Source organism: Lactobacillus sp. HMSC08B12, assembly GCF_001808415.1.
Taxonomy (GTDB): Bacteria; Bacillota; Bacilli; order Lactobacillales; family Lactobacillaceae; genus Lactobacillus; species Lactobacillus delbrueckii.
The window spans coordinates 796-17695 of the sequence record NZ_KV793114.1; the positions used below are offsets into that span (position 1 = coordinate 796).

The window sequence follows — 16900 nt, forward strand, 5'->3', positions numbered from 1 at the left end:
CCCGCATGGGATGCGTGGATTGAAATATCGACGGTTAAGGGCCGCTCTTGGGCTTGCTGTGGTGGTCGCATCCCGCATGGGATGCGTGGATTGAAATATTTGCTGGTACAAAAGTAACAGAGTTACAACAAGTCGCATCCCACATAAGATGTGTGGACCGAAATATCGCTTAGATATGTGGATGCTTGATAGTCAAATTCCACTAAAAGCACTCCCTCGCGGGGTGCTTTTTAATATTTTGCTAAATCAAACGCTTCACCAAGCAAGCAGGAAAAGATTATAGTAAAATATACTGGTTATAAAAAAGCTGAGTCAAGCTCAGCATCCCCAAAACAAAACTTAGTTGAGGAGAACAAACACATGCAAGATATTTATATTGTTGCGGCCAAGCGAACTCCATTTGGCCGTTACCACAAGCAATTGGCTGACTTTTCCGCTATCGACCTGGGCCAAATCGCCCTGCGTGGCGCGTTAAAAGAAGCCGGCCTTGACGCCGAAGCCCTGGATGCTCTCTTCATGGGCAATGTCCTGTCTGCCGGCTTAGGCCAAAACATGGCCCGGCAAATTGCTTTAAACGCCGGGATGCGGCGGGACTCAGTCGCCGTGTCCATCAACGAAGTCTGCGGCTCCAGCCTCAAGGCTGCCCGCCTGGCTGAAGCCCAAATGTTAATCGGTGACCTGGGCCTGGTTGCTGTCGGCGGCAGCGAAAGCATGACCAACGCCCCAAAGGAAATCATGTTCAGCGATGGACTCGTTGACTCCTTCTCCGGCGAATCCATGGGCATTACTGCCGAAAACGTGGCTAAGCGCAACCACATCAGCCGCCAAGACGCTGACGCCTTCAGCTTGTCTTCCCACCAAAAAGCTGTCAAGGCACAAGCTGAAGGACTTTTTGCCGATGAAATCATTCAAATTGAAGATCTCAAGCAAGATGAAAACGTCCGCCCGGATACCAGCCTGGAAGCCCTGGCCGGTCTTAAAACTTCCTTTCTTGAAGACGGGACCGTCACTGCCGGTAACGCCTCCCCAATCTCTGACGGGGCCAGCATGATCATCCTGGCTACCGCGGAAAAAGTCGCTGAATACCAGCTGACGCCTTTAGCCAAGCTGGGTGCTTACGCCGAAGTAGGCTATGACCCGGAATTCATGGGCTATGGTCCATACTATGCTATCCGTAAGCTGCTTAATGAAACTGGCCGGCAGGTAGCCGACTACGACTTCTTTGAAATCAATGAAGCCTTTGCCGCAACTACTTTGGCTGTTGCCCGCGACCTGGAAATTCCTTTAGCCAAGGTCAACAAGCAGGGCGGAGCGATCGCTTTAGGCCACCCGCTCGGTGCTTCCGGCACCCGCCTTCTGGCTACCGCTGCCCGCCAGCTGCAAAGAGGCGGCCAGCGCGCTATCGCCAGCCTTTGCATCGGAGGCGGCCTGGCCATCGCTTTTGAAATTGAGAAGGCATAAAATGAAATTCTATCAGTTGCCGCCCGAAGAGAGGCGGCAGTTTTTGCAAGAAGATGGGGTCGCCCTGGAAGATATCCCTGCAGCTGATTTAGCCCGTCTGGATGAGATGAGCGAAAACGTGGTTGGTGAGGTCAAGTTCCCCTTGAGCTGTTTGACCAGCGCCATGGTCAATGGCAAAAATTGGCGGATCCCCATGACGACTGAAGAAGCTTCCGTCGTCGCCGCCGCCAACCACGGCATGTCCGTCTTCGCTAAAGCCGGCGGCGTAAAAGCGACCAGCCAGCGCGACGGCATCTACGGGCAAATCGTCTTAGAAGTCACGGAAGCTTTTTCCCTGGCTGGCTTTAAAAAGGAATTCCCGGCCTATATTAAGGAAGTCAACAAGGAATTTGCCAGCTTGATCCGGCACGGGGGCGGCTTAAAAGACCTGACCGCCCGCCAGGAAGCTGACCTGGTCTACCTCCTGGCCCTGGTTGACCCGGCTGAAGCCATGGGGGCCAACAAGACCAATGCTATCCTGGAATTCCTGGCCCAGAAGATGCTGGACTTTCCTGGTGTTGAAGCTAAGCTCTTCGCCATCCTGTCCAACTATCCCAGCCAGCTGACTACAGCTAAGGTGGCAATTCCTGTTAGCCTCCTCAGTAAAAAAGGAGACCTAGCAGAAGGCAGGGAGGTGGCCAAAAAGATGGCCCTGCTGGCTAAAATCGGGAGTAGCGACCCTTACCGGGCTGTAACCAATAACAAGGGGATCATGAATGGGGTAGACGCTGTTATGCTGGCGACCGGCAATGACTACCGGGCAGTTGAAGCAGCCTGCCATGCCTACGCCGCCAAAAGCGGCCAGTATCGCAGCCTCAGCTCCTGGAAACTGGAGGGGGAAAAGCTCCTTGGCCAAGTCACCCTGCCCCTGGCCTTAGGGGTGGTCGGCGGCTCCATTTCATCGCGGCCTGATATTAGACAAAGCTATGCCATTTTAGGTAAAATAAAAGCAGCTGAATTGGCAGAACTGACCGCCAGCGTCGCCCTGGCCAACAACTTCGCGGCCCTGAACGCCATCTCCACCAAGGGGATCCAGGCTGGCCACATGCGTCTGCAGAGCCGCAACGTGGTTCAGACCCTGCCAGCAGCAGCGGAAGAAAAAGAAGCTGTTTATCAAATGATGATTAGCCAGGGAAAGTATGGCGAAACAGCAGCTAAGAATTTTTTGAAAGAATTGCGAGGACAATAATTAATGGACATCGGTATTGATCAGATAGGTTTTTATACTCCTAATAAGTTTGTGGACATGGTTGACCTGGCCAACGCCAGAAACCAGGATCCCAACAAATTTTTGATCGGTATTGGCCAGGATCGGATGGCGGTCGCTGACAAGACCCAGGACGCTGTTTCCATGGGGATCAACGCGACGGCTGAATATCTTGACCAGGTTGATCTGGAGCAATTAGGCTTATTGATCTTTGCGACCGAAAGCGGGATTGACCAGTCAAAGTCAGCCTCCCTTTTTGTCAAGGAAGCACTTAACCTGCCAGCCCGGATCAGAACTTTTGAAATCAAGGAAGCCTGCTTTGCCTTGACTGCCAGCCTGCAGGTTGCCCGCGACTACGTCCGGGCCCACCCGCACCACTCGGCCATGATCATCGGCAGCGACATCGCCCGCTATGGTCTGGCCACTGCCGGCGAAGTTACTCAAGGCGCCGGGGCCATCAGCATGCTGATCAAGGAGAATCCGGCAATTATCGCCCTGGAAGACGGGCACACTTCCCACTCTGAAAACATCAATGACTTCTGGCGGCCGAACAACTTGGCCACTGCCGTTGTTGACGGCCACTACAGCCGGGATGTCTACCTGGACTTCTTCAAGAGCACTTTCAAGCCTTTCCTTGCAGAAAAGCAGCTGCAAGTTTCTGACTTTGTCGGTATCTGCTACCACCTGCCTTACACCAAGATGGGTTACAAGGCCCACAAGATTGCCATTGAAGGCCAGGATGACGAAACTGTCAAGCGCCTCAGTGACAACTTCCAGCTCTCAGCCAAGTACAGCCGGCAGGTCGGCAACATCTACACGGCCAGCCTCTACATGTCTGTCTTGAGCCTGCTGGAAAACGGCGACCTTGAGGCCGGTGACCGGATCGGCTTCTTCTCCTACGGGTCTGGCGCCATGGCTGAATTCTTCAGCGGCAAGGTGGTTGCCGGCTACCAAAAGCGCCTGCGCCCAGCCTTGCACGCCCGCATGCTCAAGGAAAGAATCCGCCTTGGCGTTGGCCAATACGAAGACATCTTCACCGAAGGCTTGGAAGCCTTGCCGGAAAATGTCGAATTTACCAGCGACGCCAACCACGGCACCTGGTATTTGGCCGGCCAGGAAGGCTATGTCCGCCAATACAAGCAAAAGTAAATATGAAGCTAACCGTCTCAGCTTGCTGGGGCGGTTTTTTGATAAAAATAGTCTGCATAGCACGCGCTTAACTAGGGAGGGCGGGAAATTGCAGTCTCTTTTTATGTTAAAATGAAAAAAGTTGAGAAATGAAAAAAATGAAAGAAGGCAAACACGGTCAACATGAAAACCGAAAGTACTGAGCAAGAGTACCACCACCACCTCTCTCACCACCACCATATGCGGGTGCAGTGGGAAGAGTTCTTCCAAAGCGATGACGAGACCAAGATCAAGGAAGCAACCTTGATTGAAAAAGGGTCGATCATCTCCCGGGTCGGCATGATGATGCTGAGCTGCGGGACTGGGGCCTGGCGGGTCCGCGACGCCATGGACACCCTGGCCAGAACCCTGGACTTAACCTGCAGCACTGACATCGGTCTGATCTCCATCGTCTGCACCTACTTCGATGTCGACAACCAGTCATATTCTCAAAGCCTGGCCCTGCCAACCACCGGGGTCAACATGGCCAAGCTGAACGAATTGGAAAAGTTTGTCCGCCAGTTCGAAGCAGCCGGCGGTGACTTTGAAATCAAGACAATCCGCCGCCGCTTAGGGGAAATCGAACACATGAAAGGCCGCTATCCGCTTTGGGGATCCAGCCTGGCCGCGGCTTTGGCCTGCGGCGGCTTCATTTTCCTCCTGGGCGGGGGGATTCCTGAAATCATCTGCTCCTTTATCGGGGCGGGACTGGGCCAGTTTGCCCGGGGCAGCTTAGCCAAAAGACGGATCACGATTGCCGCTACGACTGCCGTGGGGGTGGCAGCGGCTTGCTTGTCCTACTACCTGGCTTTCATGCTGGGCCACTTGTTCTTTAACGTCGACATGATCCATATGCGCGGCTACATTGGGGCCATGCTCTTCGTTATTCCAGGTTTTCCCTTTATTACTTCCGGTCTGGACATCGCCAAGCTGGACATGCGGTCTGGCCTGGAGCGGATGGCTTACGCCATCTTCATTATCTTGATCGCGACTGGCACTGGCTGGGTGATGGCTACGGCTCTGCAGATCAAGCCTGGCGACTTGCCGGCCTTGCACCTGTCTAAGGCAATTTTGACGGCTTGTCGCCTGGTAGCCAGCTTCTGCGGGGTCTTCGGCTTCTCTTTGATGTTCAACTCCCACCGGCGGATGGCCGCCGCGGCCGGGCTGGTGGGGGCGATTGCCAATACCATGCGCTTGTCCCTGGTTGACTTTGCGCATTTCCCGGCTCCCTTGGCTGCCTTTTTAGCCGCCCTGCTGGCTGGCCTTTTGGCCGGCTATGTCCGGGAAAAGGTTGGCTACCCGCGGATCGCCTTGACCGTGCCTTCCATCGTCATCATGGTGCCCGGCCTCTACATGTACCGGGGGATCTTCCTCTTGGTTTTGACCAATGTCGGGGCCGGGGCCACCTGGATGACTGAAGCTTTGATGCTGGTCATGTCCCTGCCTGCCGGCCTCTTGGCCGCCAGAATCTTGACCGACAAGAAGTGGCGCCGGGTCGATTAACATAGAAAGAAAAAACAGCTTTTGCCCAAAAATAAGGGTAAAAGCTGTTTTTGCGTATTATTCCTGCAGGTCAGCCACCGTGGCCTTGACCAGTTTCTGCAGATCAAGTGGGTTGACCATGACGCTGCGGCCCACTTCGCCGCTGGACACCCAGATCCCGTCTTCATTTAAGACACTCTCATCCAAAAAGATCGGGAACTTCTTGCTGTGGTAGATGCCAATCGGCGTGTTGGCCCCGTGCACGTAGCCAGTGGTCTTTTCCAGCTGCTTGAGGGGAATCATTTCACACTTCTTGTTGCCGGAAGCCTTGGCAATCTTCTTGAGGTCCAAGTGGCCGCTCAAAGGCACCACGCCGACAATCGGGCCGGTCTTGTTGCCATTGACCGCCAGGGTTTTGTAAACCGGGTGGCCGTCTAAAATCGGCTTGCCGGTCCCAACCTGGGCTACCCCGTGGTCTTTGGAAATTTCGCTGATATGCTGCTCATAGGCAATTTTATGCTGGTCGAGAATCTTTTCCACCAGGGTCTTGTCTAATTTATCTTTATTCTTTTTCTTTTTTGACATTGTTATCACCGCTTTCCATGATACCATTTTAAGAGAAGAAGCTAAAGAAAGAAGATATAATCATGAAATTACTTGAGATCAAGATTGAAAGCAGCTACGACGTTGAAGACGCCCTGGCATATTTTGCCACGGAAGACTTAAAGGCCCTGGGGACCGAAGCCCGGCGCAGAAGCGACTTTGAACAAGCCGGCTGGCTGCACGACTCAACGGTTGTTGACATGGATGACATCCCAAACCTGCCCGATGAGCTGGAATTCATTGCCTACTTTGATGAAGAAACCGACCCTGAAGAAACGGTGAAGTGCTTCAAGGACAAGCTGGCTGAGCTGGCGGGCTATGGCTTAAAGACCGCTCCTGCTGAAATCTCCGTTGACTATGTTGCTGACCAGGACTGGAACACTGTCTGGCAAAAGTACTACCACGTCATCAACTTGTCCCGCCACCTGGCCATTGTGCCGGAATGGGAAGACTACCAGCCGCCCTTTAAGGACCAGGAAATCATCCGCCTGGACCCAGGCCTGGCCTTTGGGACGGGCAACCACCAGACCACCCAGCTGGCCATGCTGGGCATTGAACGGGCCATGGTCAAGCCGCTTACTGTCGCTGACGTGGGGACGGGGTCCGGCATTTTGGCCATTGCTGCCCATAAGCTGGGGGCCAAGAGCGTTTTGGCCACGGACATTTCTGATGAATCAATGACGGCAGCTGAAGAAAACGCGGCCTTAAACGGCATCCACGACATCGCCTTGCAAAAGACCAGTTTGCTGGCTGACGTTGACGGCAAGTTTGACTTGATCGTGGCCAACATCCTGGCTGAAATCCTTTTGGACCTGATTCCGCAGCTGGACAGCCACTTAAACGAAGACGGCCAGGTCATCTTCTCCGGGATCGACTACCTGCAGCTGCCAAAAATTGAACAGGCCCTGGCAGAGAATTGCTTCCAAATCGACCTTAAGATGCGGGCTGGCCGCTGGATCGGCCTGGCAATTTCCCGCAAGCATGACTAAAATGCGTTAAAATAAAAGCAAAAGAAACTCTCATTTTTTAATAAGTAAGCCCGGTCAAGCATTCAGGCTTGTTTTTAAGGAACTTTTTGCGCTAAAATAGCAGGTACTGATTAGTTAAATGTTAGAAACTGGTGATCTAGATGTCAAAGTATACTGAAATGACTCACGAGCAGGTCATGGCCGCCTGCAAGAAATACATGACGGCCGACCAATTGGCCTTTGTCGAAAGTGCCTATCAATTCGCGGCCCGGGCCCATGAGGGACAAACCAGAGCCTCTGGCCAGCCTTACATCGTCCACCCGACCCAGGTAGCAGGGACCCTGGCCAATTTAGGTCTGGACCCGGACACGGTGGCTGCCGGCTTTTTGCATGACACGGTTGAAGACACCTCGGTCACCAACGACGACATTAAGGAAAAGTTCGGCGCCGACGTGGCCTTCATCGTTGACGGGGTCACCAAGCTGAACAAGTACGAATACAAGTCCCACAAGGAATTCCTGGCGGAAAACCACCGCAAGATGCTGATCGCCATGGCGAAAGACCTCCGGGTCATCCTGGTCAAGCTGGCTGACCGCCTGCACAACATGCATACCCTGGAGCATTTGCGCCCGGACAAGCAGCGCCGCATTGCCGCTGAAACCCTGGACATCTATGCACCATTGGCTGACCGGCTGGGGATCGGGACCATCAAGTGGGAACTGGAAGACATGTCCTTCCACTACATGAACCCGGAAGCGTACTACAAGATTGTCTCCATGATGGACGCCAAGCGCAGTGAACGGGAAGGCTACATCAAGGACGCCATCGACTACTTGCGGGGGACCCTGGATTCTTTAGGGATCAAGTACGACATCAGCGGCCGGCCAAAGCACATCTATTCCATCTATAAGAAGATGGTCAACAAGCACAAGGACTTCAACGAAATCTATGACTTGCTGGCTGTCCGGGTGATCGTGCCAACGGTCAAGGACTGCTACGCCGTTTTAGGGGCGGTTCACACCAAGTGGAAGCCGATGCCTGGCCGCTTTAAGGACTACATTGCCATGCCTAAGGCCAACGGCTACCAGTCCCTGCACACGACCATCATCGGCCCTGGCGGCAAGCCTTTGGAAATCCAGATCAGAACTGAAGAAATGCACAAGGTTGCTGAGTACGGTGTGGCAGCCCACTGGGCCTACAAGCGGGGCAACTTCCAAGGCGTTGATGAAAAAGACGGCGGGGCCCTGGATATCGGCCGGGAAATCCTGGAGTTGCAGAAGGATTCCAGCGACGCTGACGAGTTCATGGAAGCCGTTCATTCGGATATTTTTGCCGACAAGGTCTATGTCTTTACGCCAAAAGGGGAAGTCTACGAACTGCCTAAAGGATCAGTCACCTTGGACTTTGCCTACGCCATCCACACCCAAGTCGGTGACCACGCCATCGGGGCCAAGGTCAACGACAAGCTGGTTCCTTTGGACTACAAGATGAAGAACGGGGACGTGGTCGACATCTTGACCCAAGGCAATGCCCGGCCGTCAAGAGACTGGGCGAAAATGGTCAAGACCTCCCGGGCCAAGAACAAGATCCGCCGCTACTTCAGAGATGTTGACCGGGAAGAAAGCTTGGCCCGGGGCAAGAGTGAGCTGGTTGACCTGCTCAAGGAAAATGGCTTAAGCGCCAAGGACTTTTTGGACAAGAGCCACATCGACGAAGTCCTGGACCACTTCAGCTTCAAGACCGACGAAGACATGTACGCTGCTATCGGCTTTGGCAACATGTCTGCCGTATCCATCTACAACCGTTTGACGGCCGACCTGCGCCGGCAGCAGGAAGAAGAAAAGCAGAAGCAGTTTGAAGCCCAGATCATGTCCGCCGGCCAGCAGGCAGCAGCTTCCAGCGTGGTTAAAAAGCCCGCTCCGCAAAAAGACGATGCCAAGTCCAAAACCAAGGGCAAAAAGCCGGACAGCTTGGTCAGAGTCCAGGGGCTGGAAGATTTGGACATGCACTTTGCCAAGTGCTGCAACCCGGTCCCAGGCGACCCGATCGTCGGCTACGTGACCAAGGGCCGGGGGGTCACTGTCCACCGGGCTGACTGCCGGAACGTGGTCAGCGCGGACCCGGCTGTCCAAGGGCGGATGATCGATGTTGAATGGAATAACATTGACGAAGGCAAGCAGGCCAGCTTCAACGCCAACTTCGAGCTCTTTGGCTACAACCGGCAGAAGCTGCTGGGCGATGTCATCAACCGCTTGAATGCCTTGACCAAGAACATTACCAATGTTTCAGCCAGCGTCAACGAAGAAAACATTGCCCACTTCTACATCACGGTCGAAGTCAGGAATGCCGCCCAGCTGAATGACATCATGGCCAAGCTGCGGGATATTCCAGACGTTTATGACACCAAGCGAACGGACAACTAAGCTAGAAGCAGGGAGATTTTTAGAAAAAATGCGCGTAGTAATTCAAAGGGTCAACCATGCCGCCGTCAGAATCGACGGCGAAACCGTCGGCCAGATCCAAAAGGGCCTGCTCTTATTAGTCGGCCTGGCTGAAGGCGATGGGGAAGAACAGGTGGTTAAGGCCGCTGACAAGATCGCCAAGATGCGGATCTTTGAAGATGAAGCAGGCAAGACCAACCTGGGTATCAAGGATGTCGGCGGCCAGATCCTGTCCGTCAGCCAGTTTACCCTCCTGGCTGATACCAAGAAGGGAAACCGGCCAAGTTTTGTCCACGCCATGCGGCCGCCTAAGTCCAGCCAGCTCTGGGAAGAATTTAACCAGGAGCTGGTTAAGCGGGGCCTGACCGTGGAAACTGGTGAATTCGGGGCAGACATGAAGGTCGAACTGGAAAACGATGGCCCTTTTACCATTGTTTTAGACCTGTAATTTTTTCCCCTCAGCCCTTGATTAGGAGGGCAAAACAGGATAAACTTAATGAGAATTATCAATGACAAAGAATGAAGATAGCCCGGCCTTTTTAGAGACTGCCCGTTTGGTGAAAGAGCAGATGGCTGCTAGCTGTGACCCTTTAGCAGATAATAGTTCGTTTCGTCAGCGTTAATGACAGCAAGCAAAAGGTGGTACCGCGCTATTTTCAAGCGCCCTTGATTAAATTCAAGGGTGCTTTTTATTATCTTAGTCAAAATAAGGAAACAAAGGTGAAATTATGAGAGTTCAAAGACCAAAAGGTACAGTCGACATTCTCCCGGAAACGTCCGGCCAGTGGGAAAAGGTGGAACAAACCGCCCGTGACCTCTTCAAGCGGGCCAACTACCATGAAATCAGAACGCCAAGTTTTGAAAATTACGAACTCTTTTCCCGGTCATCTGGTGAAACCAGTGACGTGGTTGAAAAGGAAATGTACGATTTTGAAGACAAGGGCGGCCGCCACATCGCCCTCCGGCCAGAAGGCACGGCTGGGGTGGTGCGGGCCTATGTGGAAAACAAGATCTATGGGCCGGACTATGTCAAGCCCTTCAATGTCTACTACATTGCCGCAATGTACCGGTATGAACGCCCGCAAGCCGGCCGGCAAAGAGAATTCCACCAGATCGGGGTGGAAAGCTTTGGTTCAAACGGCTACCTGTCTGATGTTGAAACTATCCTGCTGGGCCACGACCTCCTGGCGGAACTGGGGGTCAAGAACTACGAACTGCACATCAACACTTTGGGTGACAGCGAAGTCCGCCAGGCCTACCACGATGCCCTGGTAGACTACTTTACTCCGGTTAAGGACCAGCTCTCAGAAGATTCTCAAAGACGGCTGGGCAAGAACCCCCTCCGGATCCTGGACTCCAAGGCCGAAGAAGACCAGCAGTTTTTGCCGGAAGCCCCAAAAATCAGGGACTACCTGGACGAGGAATCAAAGGAAAACTTCAACAAGATCCTGGCCAGCCTGGACAAGTTGGGCGTTAAGTACGTCATCGACGACGACCTGGTCCGGGGCCTGGACTACTACACCGGCGTGATCTTTGAATTCATGGTTGACGACCCGACTCTTTGGGCCAGCCCGTCAACTGTCCTGGGCGGTGGCCGCTACAACCACCTGGTTGAAGAATTCTCCGGCCCGGAAACCCCGGCCGTCGGCTTCGGGATCGGGGAAGAAAGACTGATGCTGGTTCTCTCCAAGCAGAATCCGGAAATGTTTGAAGATCAAGGGATCGACTTCTTCATCACCAATATCGGTGAAGGCACGGACATTAAGGCCGTGGAAGTTGCCCGCCAGCTCCGCTCTCTTGGCTTCAGCGCCCAATACGACGTTGACCAGAAGAAGCTCAAGGCCCAGTTCAGAAAGGCTGACCGGGTCGGGGCCCGCTATGTCGTGACCCTGGGGGCCAAGGAACTGGCTGAAGGGAAATTAACCGTCAAGCGCTTGAGCGATGGGCAGCAGTTCAGCCTGGAATTTACTGACTTGGAAGACAAGGCCAACCTGCTTTCCAAGATCGAAAAATAGGAGATTTTTAGCAAAATGATGCAAATGGAAAAAAGAACTGATTATTGTGGCAACATTACCAGCCAGTACCTGGACCAAGACGTCCTTCTTTACGGCTGGGTGCAAAGAGTCCGGAACCTGGGCCAGCTGATCTTTATCGACCTGCGCGACCGGGAAGGGATCGTGCAAGTCGTGGTCAACCATGACTCCGGTCAGGAACTGATGGATGTCGCTTCTTCTCTGGGCCAGGAATACGTGGTCGAAGTCAAGGGGCACGTTAACGAACGTTCCAGCAAGAACCCGGACATGAAGACCGGGGACGTGGAAGTCATTGCCAGCGAAATCACTGTTTTGAACAAGGCTAAGACTCCGCCATTTGAAATCAAGGATGACCTGGTTGCCAGCGAACAGACCCGGCTGAAGTACCGCTACCTGGACTTGCGCCGGCCAACCCTGCAAAACGCCTTGATCATGCGGGCCCAGATCATGACCGCTACCAATGCCTACCTGTCAGGGGAAGGTTTCATTAACATTGAAACCCCGGACCTGGGCAAGTCAACGCCGGAAGGTGCCCGGGACTACCTGGTTCCTTCCCGGGTTTACCCAGGCTCCTTCTACGCCTTGCCGCAGTCACCGCAAATCTTCAAACAGCTCTTGATGGGGGCCGGCTTTGACAAGTACTACCAGATCGCCCGCTGCTTCAGAGACGAAGACTTGCGTGGGGACCGGCAGCCGGAATTCACCCAGATCGACCTGGAAACTTCCTTCATGGATGAAGAAGGCGTCCAGGAAGTAACTGAAGGCCTCCTGGCTAAGGTTATGAAGGATGTTAAGGGGATCGACCTACAGCTGCCGCTGCCGCGGATTACTTGGCAGGAATCCATGGACAAGTACGGCTGCGATAAGCCGGACACCCGTTACGAAATGCTGATCCACGACTTGGGCAATGTTTTTGCCAAGTCTGGCTTCAAGGTCTTTGCTTCTGCCCTGGAAAATGGCGGCTTTGTTCGCGGGATCGCGGTTAAAGGCGGGGCTAAGTTCTACTCCCGCAAGAAGATCGAAGCCATGCAGGACTACATCAAGCGTTACCAGGCCAAGGGCCTGGCCTGGGTTAAGTATGAAGACGGCGACTTCTCCGGTCCTGTTTCCCGCTTCTTGAGCGAGGAAGAAAAGGCCGGCCTGGTTCAGGAATTCAGCCTGGAAGGCGGGGAACTCCTCCTCTTCATCGCTGACCAATGGAAGGTCTGCTGTGACTCCCTGGACTACCTGCGCCGGCAAACTGCCAGGGAAACTGGCATCATTCCAAAGGACACTTACAAGTACCTCTGGGTTGTTGACTGGCCGCTCTTTGAATACGACGAAGGCGACGAGCGCTGGATTGCTGCCCACCACCCATTCACCATGCCAGATGACAAGGGGATTGAACTCCTGGAAACTGATCCGCACAAGGCTCACGCCCGCAGCTACGACATCGTTTTGAACGGCTACGAACTGGGCGGCGGCTCCATCCGGATCCACAAGCGGGACATCCAGGAAAAGATGTTCAAGGCCCTGGGCTTCACCAAAGAACGGGCCTACGAACAATTCGGCTTCTTGATGGACGCTCTGGACATGGGCTTCCCGCCGCATGCCGGCCTGGCTATCGGCTTGGACCGCTTTGCCATGCTTTTGGCTGGCAAGGACAACATTCGTGACGTCATTGCCTTCCCGAAGAACGCTAGCGCCAGCGAACCAATGATGCACGCCCCGGCTCCAGTTGCTGACCAGCAATTGACCGACCTGGGCATCGAAGTAGCTGAAGCAGCCAAGGAAGGCGTTGAAAAGTACGAAGCTTCTCTGGAAGCTGAAGCAGCTGAAGACGTTAAGTCCCACGAAGAATAAAAAAGCTGAAAAAGCGCAAAAAAATAGTTCAAGATCCGAAAAAGATCTTGAACTATTTTTCTTTACCAACTTTTAATTATCTGAATTATCGATAGTTTCTTCTGGCAGGTCTTCAGTCGTGTTGACATCATCGTCAGCCGTAGACTTGCTGGTGGTCGTGCTGCTCTTCTTAGGCGTATAGCTGGAAGAGCCAGTTGAAGTAGATGACTTAGTGGAGCTCTTGGAGCTGCTTGGGCTGGAGTAGCTGTAAGTTGAGTTTGCTCTTCTTGCTCTTGCTCTTGCTTTTAGCCTTGCTTGATGATTCAGACTTTTCGTCTTCCTTGTCGGCCTTGGCCTTTTCCGCCTTGCTGTACCTTGTAGGTCTTGCTGCTGCCAGCGGACTGACTGCTCTTGTCAGCCTGGCTTTGGTGATAAAAGACAGCTGCCCCGACTAAAGCGAGTTCAGCGGCAAGGATGCCGGCCAGCATTGGTTTGCGCATTGTATTTCCTCCCAACACAATTTGGTCGATTAGACCAGGTTAGTAAATACTGTATACCACGCCTGGCGGCTATAAGCATAAGAAAGGCTTATTTTCTATCAATAAATGCTGATGTTTTCCGCGTTGCCAAGCAATTACCGCTTGAATTATAATGATTTTAAGAAAAAATATTCTCAAATTGCGTCAGTCAGCCTAGCTTATCTGAACAATAGAAAAATGAAAGGGAGAAAAAGATGAAACGGAAGTATCTTTGGGTCCTGGCTTTATTTTTGGCCAGCTTTTCGGCTGCTTTTTTACCGGAAAAAGTTTTTGCCGATTATGACCTGACCAAGATGGATGTCACGGCAATTGTTAATTCTGACGGGTCCTTGTCAATGATCCGGAAGATCGTCTATGACTTTGACGATTCAGCTAACGGGGTTTATTACACCCAGAACTTAGCCAGCGGACAGAAGGTCAGCGGGCAGAGCGTCGAGGTCAAGGACCTGGCCAGCGGAAAGACGGTCAAGCCGGCCTTGAACAACCAGGCGGACAGCGGCAATGTCTACCACTTCAATAAAGACGGCAATTCCTATAAGTTCAAGGTTTACCACCATGTTGACGATGGAAAGGTCCAGGTGGTTTACCGCTACAAGATTTCTGGAGCAGTTGACAGCTACGAGGACGCTTCTGAACTGAACTTCAAGATTGTCGGGGACGGCTGGGATAAAGAGATTTCCAATGTCACGGCGACTGTCCGCTTCCAGGACAAAAAGCTGTCCTTCTTGAAAGGCTGGGCCCATGTCAATGCTAACGGCCATTTGACCGTTGACAAGGAAAAGGGCCTGGTTAAAGCGGAAGTAGCCACTTTGCCGGAGGCGACTTTTCTGGAGCTACACCTGCTTTTTCCAAACAGTTTAGTCAGCCAGAATAAAAAGCACCATTCCGGAGAAATCGCGGCTAAAGTCGTGGACCAGGAAAAAGCGCTGGCTAAGGAAACTGCCGCAAAAAAGGCCCGCCACAACGTTTATGAATTGATCGGCCTGGCTCTTTTTGCTTTATCACCGCTCCTTTATCTGCCGGTCTTTATCAAGAGCAGAAAGTCGGGCAGCCCGGTCAAGGCCAAGAAAGAAATTGGCCACAATTTTGAAATTCCCGCCTTCAGCCCGACCACGGCCCAGATCCTGGTGACCAAGAAAGACCCGGATGGCAAGGCTTTGGCCGGAGAAATCGCCCTCCGGGCCGGCCGGGGTGAAATTACCATTAAGGCAGGCAAGAAGGGAAAGAACTTCACTTATGCCAAGACCAGCAAGTACAAGGGCGACCTGCCGCTTTTAAATAGGCTTTTCAAAAAGGTCGGCAACGGGCAAAGTTTCAGCAACAAGGACTTAAAGCAATATAGCGGCAGCCAGGAGATTACTTCCAGTTACAAGAACTGGCAGGAGGCCAGCCAAAAGTCCCTAATCAAGGAGGGCTACATTGACCAGAAATTGCAGGACCGGGAGGAGCTATTATCCCTCTATACTCTGGGCTTGATGTTTGTCTCAGTGGCAGCCATCGTCGTCTGTTTCTTCCTTTATGACAAATACACCTTCTGGCTCCTGCCCGCCATCCTCTGGGTGCTGGCTACCTTTGGTCTAGCCCGCCTGCGCCTGCACCACTTCTCCGACTTGACGAAAAAGGGGGCAAGGGCAACTGAACAGGCTTTAGGCTTTGAAGCCATGCTGGATGACATTGGCCAGTTCAAGCTGCGCGACATCGGGGAACTGACCCTGTGGGAGCAGGTCATGCCTTATGCCATTGCTTTTGGCCTGGCCAAGAAGGTCCTTAAGCAGCTGAAGCTGGAATTCCCGGAAGAGATCGCGGCCGACCCTTACTGGACCTACTACTATGCCGGTGCCAGCTACGGGGCCTTTGCCTCCAGCTTTGATGAGGCGATTTCGTCTTCAGCTGGCTCAGGCGGCAACTTCTCGGCCTCCAGCGCCTCCAGCGGCGGTTTTGGGGGCGGCAGCGGCGGCGGTGCCTTCTGATTTGTTTTTTCCGGTGAAAAAGTTTACAATAAACAAAATAATTTTTCCGGAAATTAATTAGTTGGGGAAGGCACTATGGAAGCCAGGTTATGGAACAGATTTAAAAACAACATTCACTTGCGGCGGACAACGGTCCTGGTCATGATCATTCTGGCCCTGTACTATGTGCGGGCGATGATGAACACGATCCTGCTCTCCTTTATCTTTACCTACTTGATCGTTCACCTGGTCAGGTTCGTCCAGGGGAAATTCAAGCATGTTTCTGACAAATTGATTGTCGCTTTGACCTATCTCTTGATTGTCGTCCTGCTTTACTTTGCCCTACGCTACTATGTCCCGGTTTTGGTCAAGCAGGTGACCAAGATGACCAAGTCGGTGATCAACTATTACCAGACCAATGACGTGGGCTGGCTGATGACCCAGCTGCACAAGTATGTCTCTGAAAAAACGATTTCCAGCCAGGTCAAGAGCAGCTTAACGGCGCTGACGGCGGCCTTGAAGGGCTTCGGGTCAGTCACCATGTCCTTTGTCATGGCCCTGGTCTTGAGCTTCTTTTACACGATTGAGTTAAAAGAAATGCAGACCTTCAGCCAGTCTTTTTTGAAGTCCGACCTCTTTGGCTGGCTTTTTGAAGACATTGCCTACTTTGGCCGTAAGTTCACCAATACCTTCGGGGTAGTGCTGGAAGCCCAGTTCTTAATTGCCGTCTGCAACACGGCTTTGACTATTGTCTGCCTGGCCATCATGAAGATGCCGCAGATTTTTGCCCTAGGCCTCATGGTCTTTATCTGCAGCCTGGTCCCGGTGGCTGGGGTGATCATTTCCCTGATCCCTCTGTCTCTGGTGGCTTATACGGTCGGCGGGATCCAAGACGTGATCTACATTTTGATCATGATCGCTGTCCTGCACACCCTGGAAACCTATATCTTGAATCCGAAATTCATGTCCAGCAAGACGGAATTGCCGATCTTCTACACCTTCGTTGTCCTGCTCTTTGGCGAGCACTTCTTCGGCACCTGGGGCTTGATCGTCAGTGTCCCGATCTTTACTTTCTTTTTGGATATCCTGGGGGTCAAAAACATCAACAGCAAGCAGGAGAAGCTGCAGGAGGCCAGGAAGCGGATAGAGCACAAACGGCTGGAAAAATAGCATAAGATTTTTTTAAAATA

General features: G+C 52.8%; 13 protein-coding genes. 11 read left to right on the forward strand and 2 right to left on the reverse strand.

All coding sequences use genetic code 11. From position 1 onward, the window contains the following. The first annotated feature begins 360 nt into the window (after positions 1-360). The 4 genes from HMPREF3168_RS01595 (at position 361) to HMPREF3168_RS01610 (ending at position 5377) form a co-directional block, all read left to right on the forward strand. Positions 361-1461, forward strand: a complete 1101-nt coding sequence (locus tag HMPREF3168_RS01595; RefSeq protein ID WP_070488144.1) for a thiolase family protein — start codon at positions 361-363, stop codon at positions 1459-1461. Position 1462: 1 nt separating this feature from the next. After that, positions 1463-2689 (forward strand): hydroxymethylglutaryl-CoA reductase, encoded by a 1227-nt coding sequence (locus tag HMPREF3168_RS01600; protein ID WP_070488146.1) that lies wholly within the window; start codon positions 1463-1465, stop codon positions 2687-2689. 3 nt (positions 2690-2692) lie between these two features. Beyond that, entirely contained in the window at positions 2693-3856 is a 1164-nt protein-coding gene (locus HMPREF3168_RS01605) for a hydroxymethylglutaryl-CoA synthase (RefSeq protein WP_070488148.1), read from the forward strand. 162 nt (positions 3857-4018) lie between these two features. Beyond that, positions 4019-5377 (forward strand): threonine/serine exporter family protein, encoded by a 1359-nt coding sequence (locus HMPREF3168_RS01610; RefSeq protein ID WP_070488150.1) that lies wholly within the window; start codon positions 4019-4021, stop codon positions 5375-5377. 57 nt (positions 5378-5434) lie between these two features. On the opposite strand, the gene HMPREF3168_RS01615 is transcribed toward HMPREF3168_RS01610, so the two are convergent. Beyond that, on the reverse strand, positions 5435-5941 hold the full coding sequence (locus HMPREF3168_RS01615) for an aminoacyl-tRNA deacylase (protein ID WP_070488152.1): 507 nt from the start codon (positions 5939-5941) through the stop codon (positions 5435-5437). Positions 5942-6003: 62 nt separating this feature from the next. Here HMPREF3168_RS01615 and prmA point away from each other — a divergent pair, with 62 nt between their 5' ends. The 5 genes from prmA to aspS all read left to right on the forward strand — a co-directional run bounded on the left by prmA (position 6004) and on the right by aspS (position 13243). After that, complete coding sequence (prmA, locus tag HMPREF3168_RS01620; RefSeq protein WP_003613848.1) at positions 6004-6948, forward strand: 50S ribosomal protein L11 methyltransferase; 945 nt, start codon at positions 6004-6006, stop codon at positions 6946-6948. Between the two features lie 140 nt (positions 6949-7088). Further along, positions 7089-9350, forward strand: a complete 2262-nt coding sequence (locus HMPREF3168_RS01625) for a RelA/SpoT family protein (RefSeq protein WP_070488154.1) — start codon at positions 7089-7091, stop codon at positions 9348-9350. Positions 9351-9378: 28 nt separating this feature from the next. Further along, entirely contained in the window at positions 9379-9816 is a 438-nt protein-coding gene (gene dtd / locus HMPREF3168_RS01630; protein ID WP_003613864.1) for a D-aminoacyl-tRNA deacylase, read from the forward strand. A 280-nt stretch (positions 9817-10096) separates the two neighbouring features. Beyond that, positions 10097-11383, forward strand: a complete 1287-nt coding sequence (hisS, locus tag HMPREF3168_RS01635) for a histidine--tRNA ligase (protein WP_003613860.1) — start codon at positions 10097-10099, stop codon at positions 11381-11383. Positions 11384-11398: 15 nt separating this feature from the next. After that, the gene (aspS, locus tag HMPREF3168_RS01640) at positions 11399-13243 is read left to right on the forward strand and encodes an aspartate--tRNA ligase (RefSeq protein WP_070488156.1); all 1845 of its coding nucleotides are present in this window, start codon (positions 11399-11401) and stop codon (positions 13241-13243) included. A gap of 302 nt (positions 13244-13545) precedes the next feature. On the opposite strand, the gene HMPREF3168_RS10565 is transcribed toward aspS, so the two are convergent. After that, a complete protein-coding gene (locus HMPREF3168_RS10565; RefSeq protein ID WP_003613856.1) occupies positions 13546-13722 on the reverse strand; it encodes a hypothetical protein in 177 nt (58 codons plus the stop codon). Positions 13723-13955: 233 nt separating this feature from the next. Here HMPREF3168_RS10565 and HMPREF3168_RS01650 point away from each other — a divergent pair, with 233 nt between their 5' ends. Together HMPREF3168_RS01650 and HMPREF3168_RS01655 are read left to right on the forward strand one after the other, a co-directional pair. After that, positions 13956-15731, forward strand: a complete 1776-nt coding sequence (locus tag HMPREF3168_RS01650) for a DUF2207 domain-containing protein (RefSeq protein WP_070488158.1) — start codon at positions 13956-13958, stop codon at positions 15729-15731. Positions 15732-15806: 75 nt separating this feature from the next. Continuing rightward, positions 15807-16880: an AI-2E family transporter gene (locus HMPREF3168_RS01655; RefSeq protein WP_070488160.1), complete on the forward strand. Its 1074-nt coding sequence runs from the start codon at positions 15807-15809 to the stop codon at positions 16878-16880. Positions 16881-16900: the final 20 nt, after the last annotated feature.